This is a genomic window from Komagataeibacter xylinus (assembly GCF_009834365.1).
In the GTDB taxonomy this organism is placed as follows: Bacteria; Pseudomonadota; Alphaproteobacteria; order Acetobacterales; family Acetobacteraceae; genus Komagataeibacter; species Komagataeibacter xylinus_D.
In genome coordinates, this window is record NZ_CP041348.1 from 1,125,485 (window position 1) to 1,140,948 (window position 15,464).

Genomic DNA, 15,464 nt, shown 5'->3' on the forward strand with positions numbered 1-15,464 from the left:
AAGTCAGGCAGGCAGAATCGCGCGCGCGCGCCAGCCATGCGGCAGGTAGGTCTGCACGGGCGCCATGGCGGCAAGGCGGGGCCAGTGCCGCAGGATCAGGCCAATCTTGTCAAGGATGCGCCCGACATTGCGCGCCTCGCGGCGCAGGCGTTCGGTCGGGTCCATGCCCTCATGCGAGGGCTCGCCCGAAACCAGTCGCGCGCCAGCCGAAATACGCAACGCGCCAGCCAGTTCACCCGGCAGGTCGGGATGGGCCAGCGGCACCGGCTGGCCCACATGGCACAGCACCGCGGCAAGGGCCGCATCAGCATCATCAGAGGGGATGCAGCCGGAAAGATCGGTATTGAGCCACGCATATAACTGCCGCGCCTCGGCTACCGCCAGTGGGCGAAAACCGCCTTCAGGGCTATCGGGGGCACGGACAAAAAAGCTCATGATGGTTGGCAGGCAGTCCCATGTGTCATCCGGGCCGGGCCGGGTGGGAGCGACAGGCGGCAGCAGTTCCAGCACGGGACTGGCCGCGATCTGTGCCGTGACGGCGGCAAGAAAACTGCGCAGCCGGTCGCGCACCACGGAGCGGGGTATGGCGCCAAACGCCGTTATTTCAGCCAATGCCGCCTGCCAGCGCAGGATAAGGCCGACATTGTGCCCTGGCAGCAGGCTATTGCGCGCGGGGCCTGCGGGCCAGGCGGCACGATAGCTGTAATCCGCCAGCCCGGCGGGCAGGTCGCGCGGGCCATCAAGCCTGCCGCGCACACAGGCAGGCAACAGCAGCGCCCCGCAAAAAGGCGGCCCGGTAAAGAATTTGGAGCCGGTCACCATCACCATCCAGCCCATGTCCAGATAGGCACGCACCCGTGCCGGATCGAGCCGCGCCTGACAGGCATCCACCACCACATCAGGCCGGTCATCCGTGCCAGCGCCCAGCGGGGCGGTTGCCTGTTCCAGCGCCGCAAGCCCCGGTGCGAGCAGGCCCGTCTTGGACAGGTCAAGCCGATGCAGCAGCACATGGCGGCCTGAAGCGCGCAGTTCATGCGTCAGGCAGCAGGTTTGCGCATCCACCTCTGGCAGTGCGCGCACATGGCCCGCCCCATCGCGCATGGGCACGTTGACCACCTCTGTATCAGCAGGAAAGCCCGCAATGCGCGCGCCCCGGGTCACGCCATGACCAAGGGCGGTATCATTGGCAAAATGGCGCCCCTGCGCGGCCAGAGGCACGCCGCTGCCCGTCTCCTCGGGGGCAAGGAGGATATTGCTGACGGGGCGGCCACCCGGCGCCAGCGCCGCAAGGGCCAGCGCATAGAGTTCGCAATCCGTGCCCGAAGGAGCGAGCACGACGCCTTCATGCCCGGTCAGGCCAAAAGCACGGGCGATGCCAGCCTGTATACCGGCATCCTGCGTCTGTGCCGCTTCTTCCGCCCGGCCCTGCAATGCCCCCGCCACCAAAGCGAGACGGGCCGTTTCAGCACCTGCAAAGCCGCGCTCGGACAGTGACGAGGCCGTGGACGAAGCAAAGGTGATGGCCCATGGCCGGGGCCGGTGCGAACAGCCGTAATGGTTCAGCCCCGTTGCCGGGTCCACCGCCAGCCGGGCATCGCCGCCCGTGGCCATCAGGGTCTCGATCGGGCCAAGCAGCTTCCATAGCGGGGCCAGCGCGCCCTGCAATGCCGTGAAATCGGCCGCCACCGGCAGCGCTGCAAGGGCTGGCTGCAAGGGGGCAAGCGCGGGCCACATCGCGCGCAGGGTCGTGCTGTCTGGCACGTCGGATCCGGCCATCAGCGGCACCCATGCGGCGGGCGCATCCGTATCGGCCCGGCCCGTATCAAGGTACCAGAACAGGGCTGCCGTACGGGCGGCGCAGAAGGCGGCCTGAAACGGCTGTTGGGGCGCGCGTTCCAGCAGGGCGGCGAGTTCCAGCGCATGGCGCAGGAAGAAGGCCGTCTGCTCAAGATTGCCCTGAAGCGGCAGGCCAAGCACGATCCCCCCATCGGGCAGGATGCGGAAAGGGGCTTCAAGCACCGGGTCCAGCACGATGCGCCGCGCGCCCGCAATCACCCGCAGGTCTGGCCGTTCCAGAACACGCAGCAGCTCCTGCGTCAGAGTATGGGCGAACACCGTGCTGTTTCCTTTTCCACGTTGGCAGGCGGCACGACCCAGCCCGCTTCGGCCATAAGGCGGCGCATATGGTCTGGTGGGGGAGCCGTGGCCCGCACGGGCGGGTCAAGCGGCAGATTGATGCCGCGGCTCATGAGGTGTAGCGCCCCGGCCGTGGGCGCGCCATAGCGCTCATCTCCCCGTATGGGGCAGCCGATCAGGGCACAATGGGCGCGGGCCTGATGGGTACGCCCGGTTTCCAGCACCAGTTCCAGCCAGCTTATGGGCTCACCCGCCGCATCCCTGCCCTGCCCCAGTACCCGCCACCGCGTGCGCGCGGGCGGCGCATCCTGCACATTGGGCTGCATGCGCCACTGCCCGGCCTCTTCCACGCGGCCAAGCGGGGCAGCGACCACGCCAGACAGGCCTGCAGGCGTGCCATGCACGATGGCCCAGTAGGTCTTGCGGGCCTGGCCTGAAGCAAAACAGGCCTGCGCCGCCACCAAAGCCTGCTTGCGCAGCGCCACGACCAGACAGCCTGCCGTATCCTGATCCAGCCTGTGCGCCAGCCATGGCCCGTTGCGGTGGCGTGACAGGAGGGGAAACCAGTCCTCCACACTCGGGCCGCCCTTTCGACCGGGATGGACCGGCAGCCCCGGTGGCTTGTCCAGCACCACGAAGCGGTTGTCACGGTAGAGAACCGTGAACGGCAGGGAGCCAGTGGGCTGCACGGATGCAGGCCGGGGCGAAGGTTGCCTCATTCGTCTTCTGTCGGGCGGCGCATAAGCACTTCACGGCGGCCCACATGGTTGGCCTCGCTGACCAGCCCTTCCTTCTCCATCTGCTCGATGATCTTGGCCGCACGGTTATAGCCGATCGACAGATGGCGCTGGATGAAGGAGGTCGATGCCTTGCCCTCACGCGCCACCACTTCAACCGCCTGCGCAAACAGGCCATCTTCCTCAGCACCACCAGAAGGGGCAGCGAAGGGCTTGTCCGCGCTGTCCTCTTCCTGGGGCGAGATGACATCATCATCATAGATCGGCTCGCCCTGCGTGCGCAGGAAGGCCACCACGGCCTCCACCTCCGCATCCGCCACGAACGGGCCGTGCACGCGCGTGATCCGCCCGCCTGCCTGCATGAACAGCATGTCCCCTCGCCCCAGAAGCTGCTCGGCCCCCTGCTCGCCCAGAATGGTGCGGCTGTCGAACTTGCTGATGACCTGAAACGAAATACGCGTGGGGAAGTTGGCCTTGATGGTGCCGGTAATCACATCGACCGAGGGGCGCTGGGTGGCAAGAATGAGATGGATGCCCGCCGCGCGCGCTTTTTGGGCCAGGCGTTGCAGCAGGGCCTCGATCTCCTTGCCCGCCACGATCATGAGATCGGCCATCTCATCAACCACGATGACAAGATAGGGCAGCGAATCAAGGGCAAGCTGCTGCTCCTCGAATGTCGGCTTGCCGGTTTCGGGGTCATAGCCGGTCTGCACGCGCCGGGTCACGATCTCGCCGCGCTCGCGGGCTTCGGTCACGCGCTCGTTGTAGCTGGCGATGTTACGCACCTGCAGGTGCGCCATGGCGCGGTAGCGGCGATCCATCTCGCGCACCGCCCATTTCATGGCCGCGACCGCCTTGGCCGGTTCCGTCACCACCGGGGTCATGAGATGGGGAATGCCCTCATAGATGGACAGTTCAAGGATCTTGGGGTCAATCAGGATCAGGCGGCACTGCTCGGGCGAGAGGCGGTAGAGCAGCGACAGGATCATGGAGTTCACCCCCACCGACTTGCCCGACCCCGTGGTGCCCGCAATCAGCAGGTGGGGCATGGCGGCAAGGTCGCTATAAACCGATTCACCCGCAATATCCTTGCCCAGCGCAAGGTTGAGCCGCGCGGGGGAATGCGCCCATCGAGGGTCCATGAGCAGTTCGGAGAAATAAACTGTCTCACGCCGGGAATTCGGCACCTCGATGCCAATCACGTTGCGCCCCGGCACGGTGGCAATGCGCACGCTGAGCACCGACAGGGAGCGCGCCACGTCATCCGCCAGGCCAATCACGCGGGCGGCGCGGATGCCGGCTGCGGGCTGGAGTTCATACAGCGTGACCACCGGGCCTGCATGATAGGCCACGATCGTGCCCTGCACCCCGTACTCGGACAGCACGGTCACAAGCTGGGCGGCGTTGGCCTTGAGCAGTTCCTCGGTCGGCTTGGTCGTGGAGGCTGGCGGCGGCGGTGTCAGCAGTGAAAGCGAGGGAAACTGCCACTGCGGCTGCTGCGGCGGCGTATAGCCCGACGTGGCGGAAGCCGCGGGCGCAGGTGCATCATACGCATCCGGGCGGGCAGGCGCCTCATCGGCGCGCGGGCCACCGGAGAAAAGGCGTGAAAAGAGGTTCGGGCGCGCCGGTTCCTCAACAGCGGGCGGCGTGCCCGGATGATCGGTGATGGGCGTGTTTTCGGGCGGTCCCGGCTCGTCATGCCATGGCGCGCGGTCAGATGCCGTGTCATTCCCCCCCACCAGCAACGGCTGCGGAATATCCTCATCCATGCCCGGCGGGTGCATCCAGTTGCTCTGCAACGACACCTGCGCCGGGCGGCCGCCTTCCAGCTTGCGGCTGCCGGGCAACGTCGGGCGCGCCGCATCCTCCGGCTTTGTGGTGGTGGCGGGCATGTTCTTAGCATCTGGCGCACGCAGGCTGCCTGCAGGGGCCGCATCGTTCACCGGCATCAGGCCCGTGCCGGGGGCAGCGCCCGCCCGAACGAGGGGCCCGGTCTCAGCATGGGGCGCAGATGCGGTCAGGGCAGTATTGAAAAGCGGTTCGTCTTCATCCTCGATCAGCGCCGCCAGTGAGGATGGTGGCGCTGCGGCAGGGGCCGCCTGAGAAGCGGGAGAATGGGCCGGTGCCTGCGCCCCGCCCTGCCCTGCTTCGGGCCGCGCTGCCATGCGGCGCAGCCAGGCCACCAGCACCATGGGCTGGCGCAACCCGAACAGGAAACCGCGCCCCATGCCCCGCCATTCCGACAGGGACAGGGCAAGTGCGAGCAGCACCAGCAGGGCGCCAAGCACAAGCCCCAGCACCCAGACAAGGAGCGGCCCACCATGCCCCACGAACACGATGGCAGCCTGAATCGACATATGCGCGACCGAAAGGCCCACTGCCCCGCCCAGCCCGGCCTGCGTGGGCCATTGTGGCGCGTGCAGTCCCGCCAGCAGCGGCAGGGCCGCGACATCGGCTGCAATGACCGGCAGGGCGCATAGCAGGGCAATGAGACGCAGAAGCGCCGATACCAGCCCATGGTGGCGGATCAGGCGCCAGCCCCACGCCATGAGGCAGAAAATGGCCAGTGTGCCCACGATCCCGAAATTCTGGAGCATGAAATCGGCCATATAGGCGCCGGGCCGCCCGAGCAGGTTGCCCGGCGGCTGCGCGCTCGACGTATTGGCGGAGGGATCGCGCGGATCATAACTCCATAACGCAATGGCGAGACACAGCGCCAGAATCCACAATCCCACGCCACCGGCTTCGGCCAACCGTTCGCGCAGGCGCGAACGGGCCGGGCCAGAGGAAAGTGATTCAGGAAAAAAACGGCTGAAGATCGCCAAAAATCCACATCCCGATCATAAGGTCCGCCTGCGGGGACCAAAAGCACGAGGGAGATGACCTTGCATGCCGCGCCTGCCATTCCCGCCAAACGAAACAACTATAACCCTGTCCACACGACAGAAAGAAGGCCGACAGGATAAAATACGGCGATGAATCACCCGTTATCATCCGCCCCATGCCGCCAGGCATACAGGCAGGCCGCTCCATGCCGCCGCTCGAGCAGCAGATGCTGCGCCGCCACAGGGGGTGCTTCTGCCGCAGCTGTCTCGACCACGATGAGGGTGCCAGCGTGCAGCCAGCCACCCCGTTCCAGCACGGCCAGCGCCCGGCTGGGCAGGTCGTGATTATACGGGGGATCGAGAAAAACCAGATCGGCGGATGCGGCAGTACCACGCGGCGGCAGGCGCAGCATGTCGCAGGCACGAATCGTGGCGCGGTCCTGCAGGCCACAGCCGTGCACATTCTCGCGCAGGCACCGCAGGGCCGCGCGGTTCTGCTCGACAAACAGCGCAGATGCCGCCCCGCGTGAAAGGGCCTCGAGCCCCAGCGCACCGGTTCCGGCAAACCCGTCGAGCACGTGCGCGCCGCGCAAACGGTCCGCCCCGGCCCATGGCGCATGCATCAGCGTATCGAACAGGGCCTGGCGCACCCGGTCCGCCGTGGGGCGCGTGACCTGTCCCGGCGGGGCCAGCAGGGTGCGGCCCCTGCATTCACCTGCGATGATCCGCATCAGGCCCCGCGCGGGGTCTTGCCGCCCGCAAGGCCTGCTATCTGCTCACGGATGACCTTGCCGGTCACTTCCTCAAGCTCGCCCCGCTTGAGCGTGCCAAGCTGGAATGGCCCGTAGGAGGTGCGGATCAGGCGGCTGACATGCAGGTTCAGCCCTTGCATCACCTTACGGATCTCGCGGTTCTTGCCTTCACGCAGCGAGACGGTCAGCCAGGCATTGTCGCCCTTGACGGAATCAAGCTGCGCCTCGATCGGGCCATAACGCACGCCCTCGAACTCGCTGCCCCTGATCAGGGAGGCCAGCGCGCGCTCATCAACCACCCCAAACACGCGCACACGGTAACGCCTGATCCAGCCATTGCTGGGCAGTTCCAGCCTGCGTGCGAGTGCACCATCATTGGTGAGCAGCAGCAGCCCCTCGCTGTTCAGGTCAAGACGGCCCACGCTGATGACGCGCGGCATGCCCGGCGGCAGGGAGTCGAACACGGTGGGGCGGTCCTCGGGGTCGCGATGGGTCGTGACCAGCCCGTCGGGCTTATGGTAGCGCCACAGCCGCGTGCGGTCGGGCGCGCCGACCACCTTCTGCTCGACCTGAACGATATCGCCTTCATCGACAAAAGTGGCCGGATGGGTGACCGGCGCGCCATTGAGCTGCACCTTGCCCTCGGCAATCAGGCGCTCGGCATCGCGCCTGCTGCACACGCCCGAACGGGCCAGCCATTTGGCAATACGGTCACCACGCGCGGAGGGGGCTTGGGTGGAATGGTCCTGTGTCATGTTCCTGTCTGCCTCGCAGCGTCGATCAACCCTTCGAACAGAAGACGGTCTCCTGCCGATATGCCAAATTCGGGGTGCCACTGCACCCCTATACAGAACGGATGGCCGGGAAGCTCAATAGCCTCGACCACGCCATCGGGCGCCGTGGCGCAGATCACCCCGCGCCCGGCATCCGCCACCGCCTGGTGGTGCGATGAATTGACGGCCAGCACCTCCTGCCCCACCAGGCGCGCAAGCTGCGTGCCGGGGGTTACATGCACTACATGCCCCGCCTCATCACGCGGGTTGGGCTGTTCATGCGCGAGAGCGGCGGGATAGGTGTCGGGAATATGCTGCACCAGCCGCCCACCGAGCAGCACGGCGAGCAACTGCATGCCACCGCAGATGCCCATTACCGGTCGCCCCAGAGCCAGCCCCTCGCTGAGCAGCGCCATTTCCGCTGCCGTGCGGCGCGGCTTGGTCTGCACGGTCGCATGCGGCGGCTCATCGCCATACAGATCGGGCGGCACGTCAAAAGCCCCACCGGTGACCACCAGCCCATCGAGCCGGGCCACCATCTGCGCCGCCTGTGCCGTATCATGCCCCAGCGCTACCGGCAGGCCGCCACAGGCGGAAATCATGTCCATGTAATTCTGGCGCAGCGCATACCACGCAAAGCGGGAATAACCGCCCGTGGTGGAAGGTGGCTCGCTATCGAGCGTGATACCGATCAGGGGAGCGCGTGAAGGGGTCATGGCACTGACCTGGCAGGACGGGCTGGCGGGCGGAACGGAGTCATCATGCTGTTCCCCCTTCTGTGCTGCTGCAAGAGTGCCACGCTACGTGCATGATACAAAAAATCCCCACCGGCAAAGCCTTGATGGGGACTTATGTAATCTTATTAAACCCTATGGTGGGCGCACAAGGGCTCGAACCTTGGACCCGCTGATTAAGAGTCAGCTGCTCTACCAACTGAGCTATGCGCCCACAGGGTTACCCTCTCGGGTGAGAGGGCTTCTAGCAGTCACCCCATTGGCTGGCAAGGGGTTTTTTGAATTTTTTTATATTCCCTAGCGCTGGAGCAACCGCAGCAGCCCATCAAACTGCTCGAGCGAGCGGTAATCGATCTTCACACTCCCGCCCTTGCCATCAAAGCTGATCTGCACTTTCAGGCCCAGCCTTGTGGCAAGATCACGCTCAAGGGCGGCGATCTCGGGGTTGCGGGCGGCTTTCTCCCCCTTCTCACGTGCAGTAGTGGCCTTGCGCTCGTGCTGCCTGGCCAAGGCCTCGGTCTGGCGCACGTTCAGCCCCTGCGCCAGCACCACCTTCAGCGCCGCCACCGGATCGGCATGCGCCAGCAGGGCCCGGGCATGACCTGCGGAAAGACTTTGATGACGCACCGCATCACGCACGGGCGGCGGCAGTTGCAGCAGGCGGACCATATTGGCCACATGCGGGCGCGACTTGCCAATGGCGCTGGCCAGTTCATCCTGCGTCAGTTCGTAGTCATCAAGCAGGCGCTGGAGGCCCTCGGCTTCCTCGATGGCGTTGAGATCGGCGCGCTGGAGATTTTCCACCAGAGCCGCGGCCATGGCATCGCCATCATCGAGCGGGCGGATATGCACCGGCACGTCATGCAGCCCCGCAATCTGCGAAGCCCGCCACCGGCGCTCACCCGCAATGATCTGGTAAGTGCCCGGACGCTGCGGATGGGGGCGGACCAGAATGGGCTGCAAAATACCGCGCACGCGGATGGAACTGGCCAGTTCATCGAGCGCGCCCGGTTCCATCTGCTGGCGCGGCTGGAAGGGACTGGGCTCCAGCACATCGACCGGCAGGCTGGAAATGGCTTCCGGGGCCTTGCGCCCCTCGACCGCAGGGGCCGCGGGCAATGCATTGACCTGCTCGCCCAGTAGCGCTGCAAGCCCACGGCCCAGGCGGGGGCGACCCGCTTCCTTCTTGGTTTTCACGCGCGTGCCTTCCCTTTATGACCAGCCGCCAAGCCAAGGCGCCCTGCCAGTTCGGTTGCCAGCGCCTGATAGGCCTGACTGCCCGAGGAGCGCTGGTCGTAATTCATGACCGGCTGCCCGTGGCTCTGCGCCTCGGAGATACGGATATTGCGGGGAATGAGGGTTTCCATCACCTTGTCGCCAAAGAAGCTGCGGGCATCATCGGCTACGAGTTCCGACAGGTTGTTACGCCGATCATACATGGTCAGCACGATGCCATCGAGTTTGAGCGCCGGGTTGAGCCCCTTGCTTACGCTATTGACGGTGCGCACCAGCTGGCTGATGCCTTCGAGCGCAAAAAATTCGCATTGCAGCGGCACGAGCACCGACTGCGCTGCCACCAGCGCGTTGAGCGTGAGCAGGCCAAGGCTGGGCGGGCAATCAATCAGCACAACGTCATAATCGCTGCCAATCTGGGCCAGGGCCTCACGCAGGCGGTATTCGCGCCCTTCCGCCATGACCAGCTCAAGCTCGGCACCAGCCAGTTCAGTATCCGCCGCAATCAGCGACAGGCCAGGCACGGCGCTGGCCTGCACCACGCCTGCAGCGCGCCCGCCATCTTCCAGCATGGCATAGGTGCCGCTGCTGCGGGCATCATACCCCACGCCCAGACCGGTCGAGGCATTGCCCTGCGGGTCGAGATCGACCAGCAGCACTTTCAGCCCCGAGGTGGCCAGCGCGGCCGCCACGTTGATGGCGGTGGTTGTCTTGCCTACGCCGCCCTTCTGGTTGGCCAGCGCGATAATGCGGGGGGAAGACGCTGACCGGCTTCCCGTATCATTCATTGTTATGGTCTCTGACACGCCTGATATCGCTCAATTCTAGAATCACACCATCCGTATTGGTACGGCTTGGAATCCGGGTTGTCGCCATGTGCCAACCGGCACGGGCCATCGTCAATTCTTCCTCTGCGTTGCGTCCTTTCAGAAACAGGCAGATACCATCAGGCTGCAGGAACCGCGCACCCCATTCCAGCAGGCGCGACAGGGGAGCAAGGGCCCGGGCCGTCACCACCTGCGCGGGAGGTACATCAACCACTTCCAGCCGCTGCGCGCAGACCCGCACCTTCACCCCCGCCACCCGTGCCGCCTCACGCAGGAATGCAGCCTTGCGCTGGTCGGATTCAACCAGCGTCACGTTCGCATCGGTCGCGCACGCGATGACCAGACCGGGGAATCCTCCGCCCGAGCCCATATCAACCAGATCCACGCCGCCAGACGGAATCAGGCTGGCAAGCTGCAGGCTGTCGCCGATATGGCGTGACCACAGATGCGGCAGGTCATGCGGGGAGACAAGGTTGATGCGCGCATTCCAGCGCAGCAGCAGGTCGGCATACCGCTCCAGCCGTTCGCGTGTTTCACGTGAAACATCGGCCAGCACTGCCATGGAATCACCCTGCGCCATCAGGCCGCGACCTGACGCTGGCGGATATGCGCCAGCAACGCCACAAGGGCCGAAGGCGTAATGCCGGGAATACGCTGGGCCGCGCCAAAGGTCACGGGCCGCACGCGAGCAAGGCGCTCCTGCATCTCGCTGCTCAGCCCACCAACCTGCGCATAGTCGAGGTCAGGCGGCAGGGTGATGCGGCCTTCGGTGGCAAGCTGGCGAATCTCGCGATCCTGCCGGGTAATGTAGCCGCTATAGCGGGCCTCGGTGGCCAGATGACGGGCCACGCGAGGCGGCAGGCCAGCAAACCACGGGGCGATGGTGGCAATCATGGCAGGTGTTGCATCGGTCGCCAGCACATCAAGCAGCGAACGCGCGCGCCCATCGGCCGAGACACTGATCCCTGCCCTGCGCAGAAGCTCCGGTGCATAGGTTTCCTGCCCGGCCCGATGAGTGGCGGCATCAATGGCCGCCTGCTCTGCCTCGAAACGCGCGGCGCGTGGTGGTGCAACACACCCCCATTCCATGCCGCGTGGCGTCAGGCGCAGGTCAGCGTTATCAGCCCGCAGGGTCAGCCTGTATTCCGCGCGTGAGGTAAACATGCGGTATGGCTCGGACACGCCCTGCGTGGTCAGATCATCAATCATGACCCCAATATAGGCATCGCCGCGCTCCAGCGTTACCCCCGCTTCACCCGCCGCATGCCGGGCTGCGTTGATGCCCGCAATCAGGCCCTGCGCTCCGGCCTCTTCATAGCCCGTCGTGCCATTGACCTGACCTGCCAGGAACAGACCGGGCAGGCTTTTGAGTTCCAGCGTGGGGGCGAGTTCGCGCGGGTCAACATAGTCGTATTCCACGGCGTAGCCCGGCCGCACGATGCGGCAGTGTTCCAGCCCCGGAATGCTTTGCAGCATTTCAAGCTGCACATGGGCAGGCAGGCTGGTGGAAATACCATTGGGATAGACCAGCCCGCCATCAGGGTTGCCGGGCAGGCCTTCGGGCTCAAGGAAGATCTGGTGCGAGTCCTTTTGCGCGAACCGTACCACCTTGTCCTCGATGGAGGGGCAGTAGCGCGGTCCCCGCCCCGAGATCGCGCCGCCATACAACGCCGAAAGATGCAGGTTCTCGCGAATGATCTCATGCGTGCGCGGCGTGGTGGCCGTGATGCGGCACGAGACCATGGGGTTGGTGATGCCGTCCGTCATGCGGCTGAAGGGTTCAGGTTCGGCATCGCCCCGGTCTTCGGGCAGGCTATCCCAGTCGATGCTGTCGCGCGCGATGCGGGCGGGCGTTCCGGTCTTGAGGCGCCCCATGCGCAGGCCGAGTGCAGCCAGACGTTCGCCCAGCGCATTGGCGGGCCGGTCCCCCACCCTGCCCGCCGGTTCGCTGTCATGCCCGACATGGATGGTGCCGCGCAGGAAAGTGCCGGTGGCCAGCACGACAGCACCGGCGGCAAACACCCGGCCATCCTCGCACACAATGCCGCCTACGCAGCCCTGCGCATCGAGCAGCACGTCGCCCGCAGCACCCTCAACAATCTCCAGCCCTTCGGTCTGGTCAAGCAGGTCCTGTATGGCCTGCCGGTACAGCGTGCGGTCTGCCTGGGCGCGCGGACCATGCACCGCTGGCCCCTTGGAGCGATTGAGCAGCTTGAAGTGAATCCCGGCCCGATCGGCGGCGATGCCCATCAACCCGTCCAGCGCATCGATCTCGCGCACCAGATGCCCCTTGCCGATGCCACCGATCGCCGGGTTGCACGACATGATGCCCACCGTATCGCGCCGGTGCGTGAGCAGCAAGGTACGCGCGCCCGTACGCGCGGCGGCCGCGGCGGCTTCACACCCCGCATGCCCCCCACCGACGACAATCACATCATAGGCCCGATCCATCACCCCTTGCTCCTACTTGCCAATACAGAACTGGCCAAACACGGTATCCAGCAGCGCTTCCACATCCACGACGCCCGTCAGGCGGCCAAGCGCGCGCATGGCCAGCCGCATTTCCTCGCCCCGCATTTCCGGCCACGCCAGGGAAAGCGCGCGCCCGATATGGTGTGCCGTCTCCTCGATTGCGGCACGATGGCGCGCGCGGGTCAGCGGGGCGTTGGCCCGGCCTGCTGTCAGGGCGCGGGCTTTCCCGGCCAGCACTGTCTGTAGCACATCCATGCCCGCATGGGTGAGAACACTGATGCCAATTGCCCCTTCCGGCGCTGGCTGCTGGTCGATCTTGTTGCAGACCAGCAGCCCACCCTCTTCCAGCCGGGGCGGAAGGGTGCTGCCGGTAAAGACCTGCACCACGCAATCCGCCTGTTTCACGTGAAACATTGAACGCCGTACGCCCTCGGCTTCAATCTCATCCTCTGTTTCGCGCAATCCGGCAGTATCGACAAGCGTTACCGGCACGTCACCCAGCACGATACGGGTCTCGATCGCATCGCGCGTGGTGCCCGCCCGAGCGGATACGATCGCCGCATCGCGCCCCGCCAGCGCATTGAGCAGACTGGACTTGCCCACATTCGGCTCACCCACAATGGCAAAGACCAGCCCACGACGCAGCCGTTCCGCCCCTGCCCCTTCGCGCAGATAGGCCGCCATGGTTGCGTGCAGCGCCGTCAGGCCATCGAGCAGGCCCTGCTCCACTTCTGGCGGCAGCTCTTCATCGGGGAAGTCGATCAGCGCTTCCTGATGGGCCAGCAGCGTGCGCAGCCTGTCGGCCCATTGCTGGTACAGACGGCTCTGGGCGCCATCAACCTGGGCGAGCGCCTGCTGCCGCTGGGCCTCGGTCTCGGCATCGATCAGGTCCGCAATGCCTTCGGCCTGCATGAGGTCAAGACGCCCGTTGCCAAAGGCCCGGCGACTGAACTCGCCCGGCTCGGCCGGGCGGGCGCCAAGGGCGACGAGCGCATCAGCCACGGCATTGATTACGGCAGGGCCTGCATGCAGGTGCAGCTCCGCGCTATCCTCGCCCGTATAGCTGTCCGGGCCGGGGAACCACAGCACCAGCGCGCGATCGAGCAGCACGGGCGTGGGGCCTTGCCGGTTCCACAGGCCACGCAGCGAGGCCCGGCGGGGCGCAGGCAGGCGGCCGCACAGGCTTTCCACAATCCGGCCACTTCCCTTCCCGCTCAGCCGCATGACCGCGATTGCCGCGCGCGACAGGCCGCTGGCCAGAGCAAAAATGACCGGGGGAGAACCATCACTTTCCTGCATTCTTTCCTCCATCAGGTCATCATCATTTTGCCAGCGCTGCCAACGGCGTTATCGTTCACCTCTTTGTCCTGATCAAGGTGACTCATGCCACAACTTTCAATGCATTCGCCATTGGCCCCCCTCACCGTCTCCGCCGAAGACGGGAAGATCGTGGCGCTTGACTGGGGCTGGGGCCGCGACCAGGAAGAAACACCCCTGCTGGATAAAGCCCGCTCCTGGCTGGAAGCCTATTTTGATGGCGAGGCCGCGCTATGCGACCTGCCCCTGGCCCCCTATGGCACGCCCGAGCAGCAGGCGGCCTGGCAGTTCATGCTGGGTATTCCCGTGGGCCAGCAGGTCAACTGGCGCGATGCCGCCCACCGGGCAGGCGTATCGCCCGAGACCATTCTCAGCGCCTGCGCCGAGAACCCCATCCCCATTTTCATTCCCTGCCACCGCATCGATTTTGCCGATTGCCCGGATTACGACCCGGACAGCTATCCCGGTGATGAAGGCGCACGCGACCGGCAGTTCCTGCTTGACCTTGAAACCCTGTCCGCCACCCCGCTTTGATCCTGCATCGCTGAACAGGAGCCACGATCATGAATACCGTCATCCGCGTGCATGACTATGGGGGGCCGGATGTCCTCCGTGTGGAAACGCTGCCCGTCCCCACGCCTGGCCCCGGCGAGATCGTGCTGCGGCAGGAGGCGATCGGCGTCAATTTCATTGATACCTATTTCCGCAGCGGGCTGTACAAATTCCCTGCCCTGCCCGCCATCCCCGGCATGGAGGGGGCTGGCACCATCACGGCGGTGGGTGAAGGCGTGTCAAACCTGCAGGCTGGCATGCGGGTGGCCTACCCCGCCACACCGGGTGGATACGCCACCCTGCGCACCATTGCGGCGGACCGGGTCGTGGTGCTGCCGCCTGATATCACGGCCCAGACAGCTGCCGCCATGATGCTGCGCGGCCTGAGCGTGCACATGCTGCTGCGCGAGGTGTACCGTGTGCAGCCGGGCGATGATATTCTGGTCTATGCGGCGGCAGGCGGCGTAGGGCTGCTCATGTGCCAGTGGGCGCGGCATCTGGGCGCGCGCGTGATCGACGTGGTCTCCACCCCCGAAAAAGCCGCGCTGGCCAAGGCCAATGGCGCGGCAGATGTCATCATCGGCACGGAGAACGTGACCGAACAGGTCCGCGCGCTGACCGAAGGCCGCATGCTGCCGGTCGTGTATGACAGCATCGGCAAGGCGACGTTCGAGACCAGCCTGTCCTGCCTCCGGCCACGGGGGCTGATGGTCAGCTACGGCAATGCCTCAGGAGCCGTGACCGGAGTGGATGTGGGCACGCTGGCAAGTCACGGCAGCCTGTACCTCACGCGCCCCCTGCTCATGACCTATATCGCCAAGCGCGCAGCCCTTGAGCATGCGGCACGTGAACTGTTTGCTCTGGTGGAAAAAGGCGTGCTGACGCCACGCATCGGCCAGTCCTTTGCGCTGAAGGACGCGGCACAGGCGCATATTGCGCTGGAATCGCGCAAGACTACCGGCAGCACCATCCTGCTGCCCTGAATGAAAACAGATAAAAGTTTTTGGGTGCCGCCTTTTTGGAAAAAGGCGGCGTTTTTCGAAGCTTTTTGAAAAAAGCTTCACCAAAAACTTTTGATTTTCAGGCAATAAAAAACCCCGGCTGCA

Annotated in this window: 13 protein-coding genes and 1 tRNA gene; 2 read left to right on the forward strand and 12 right to left on the reverse strand. The window is 65.4% G+C overall.

The window, feature by feature from the left end; translation table 11 throughout:
* Positions 1-3 precede the first annotated feature (3 nt).
* From FMA36_RS05325 to mnmE, 12 genes are all read right to left on the reverse strand, one after another.
* Positions 4-2,115, reverse strand: a complete 2,112-nt coding sequence (locus tag FMA36_RS05325) for a hypothetical protein (RefSeq protein ID WP_159261368.1) — start codon at positions 2,113-2,115, stop codon at positions 4-6.
* A complete protein-coding gene (locus FMA36_RS05330; protein ID WP_159261370.1) occupies positions 2,097-2,855 on the reverse strand; it encodes an RluA family pseudouridine synthase in 759 nt (252 codons plus the stop codon). The genes FMA36_RS05325 and FMA36_RS05330 overlap by 19 nt, the downstream gene beginning before the upstream one ends.
* A complete protein-coding gene (locus tag FMA36_RS05335; RefSeq protein WP_159261372.1) occupies positions 2,852-5,698 on the reverse strand; it encodes a DNA translocase FtsK in 2,847 nt (948 codons plus the stop codon). The genes FMA36_RS05330 and FMA36_RS05335 overlap by 4 nt, the downstream gene beginning before the upstream one ends.
* Positions 5,699-5,853: 155 nt before the next feature.
* Positions 5,854-6,429: a 16S rRNA (guanine(966)-N(2))-methyltransferase RsmD gene (rsmD, locus tag FMA36_RS05340; protein ID WP_159261374.1), complete on the reverse strand. Its 576-nt coding sequence runs from the start codon at positions 6,427-6,429 to the stop codon at positions 5,854-5,856.
* Positions 6,429-7,205 carry a pseudouridine synthase gene (locus FMA36_RS05345; protein WP_159261376.1) on the reverse strand — a complete coding sequence of 259 codons (777 nt, stop codon included), beginning with the start codon at positions 7,203-7,205 and terminating at the stop codon, positions 6,429-6,431. The genes rsmD and FMA36_RS05345 overlap by 1 nt, the downstream gene beginning before the upstream one ends.
* A complete protein-coding gene (locus tag FMA36_RS05350) occupies positions 7,202-7,939 on the reverse strand; it encodes a gamma-glutamyl-gamma-aminobutyrate hydrolase family protein (RefSeq protein ID WP_159261378.1) in 738 nt (245 codons plus the stop codon). The genes FMA36_RS05345 and FMA36_RS05350 overlap by 4 nt, the downstream gene beginning before the upstream one ends.
* A 156-nt stretch (positions 7,940-8,095) precedes the next feature.
* Positions 8,096-8,171 (reverse strand) — tRNA-Lys (locus FMA36_RS05355).
* Positions 8,172-8,254: 83 nt separating this feature from the next.
* The gene (locus FMA36_RS05360; RefSeq protein WP_159261380.1) at positions 8,255-9,154 is read right to left on the reverse strand and encodes a ParB/RepB/Spo0J family partition protein; all 900 of its coding nucleotides are present in this window, start codon (positions 9,152-9,154) and stop codon (positions 8,255-8,257) included.
* Positions 9,151-9,978: a ParA family protein gene (locus FMA36_RS05365; protein WP_159261382.1), complete on the reverse strand. Its 828-nt coding sequence runs from the start codon at positions 9,976-9,978 to the stop codon at positions 9,151-9,153. Before FMA36_RS05365 ends, FMA36_RS05360 begins: the two co-directional genes overlap by 4 nt.
* Positions 9,971-10,579, reverse strand: coding sequence for a 16S rRNA (guanine(527)-N(7))-methyltransferase RsmG (gene rsmG, locus FMA36_RS05370; protein WP_159263643.1), 609 nt, complete (start codon positions 10,577-10,579; stop codon positions 9,971-9,973). The genes FMA36_RS05365 and rsmG overlap by 8 nt, the downstream gene beginning before the upstream one ends.
* Positions 10,580-10,596: 17 nt before the next feature.
* Positions 10,597-12,468 (reverse strand): tRNA uridine-5-carboxymethylaminomethyl(34) synthesis enzyme MnmG, encoded by a 1,872-nt coding sequence (mnmG, locus tag FMA36_RS05375; RefSeq protein WP_159261384.1) that lies wholly within the window; start codon positions 12,466-12,468, stop codon positions 10,597-10,599.
* Between the two features lie 12 nt (positions 12,469-12,480).
* Positions 12,481-13,788: a tRNA uridine-5-carboxymethylaminomethyl(34) synthesis GTPase MnmE gene (gene mnmE, locus FMA36_RS05380; RefSeq protein WP_159261386.1), complete on the reverse strand. Its 1,308-nt coding sequence runs from the start codon at positions 13,786-13,788 to the stop codon at positions 12,481-12,483.
* Positions 13,789-13,887: 99 nt separating this feature from the next.
* On the opposite strand from mnmE, the gene FMA36_RS05385 reads away from it, so the two are divergent.
* Both FMA36_RS05385 and FMA36_RS05390 read left to right on the forward strand, forming a co-directional pair.
* A complete protein-coding gene (locus FMA36_RS05385) occupies positions 13,888-14,340 on the forward strand; it encodes a methylated-DNA--[protein]-cysteine S-methyltransferase (RefSeq protein WP_159263645.1) in 453 nt (150 codons plus the stop codon).
* Positions 14,341-14,369: 29 nt separating this feature from the next.
* On the forward strand, positions 14,370-15,341 hold the full coding sequence (locus FMA36_RS05390; protein ID WP_159261388.1) for a quinone oxidoreductase family protein: 972 nt from the start codon (positions 14,370-14,372) through the stop codon (positions 15,339-15,341).
* Positions 15,342-15,464 lie beyond the last annotated feature (123 nt).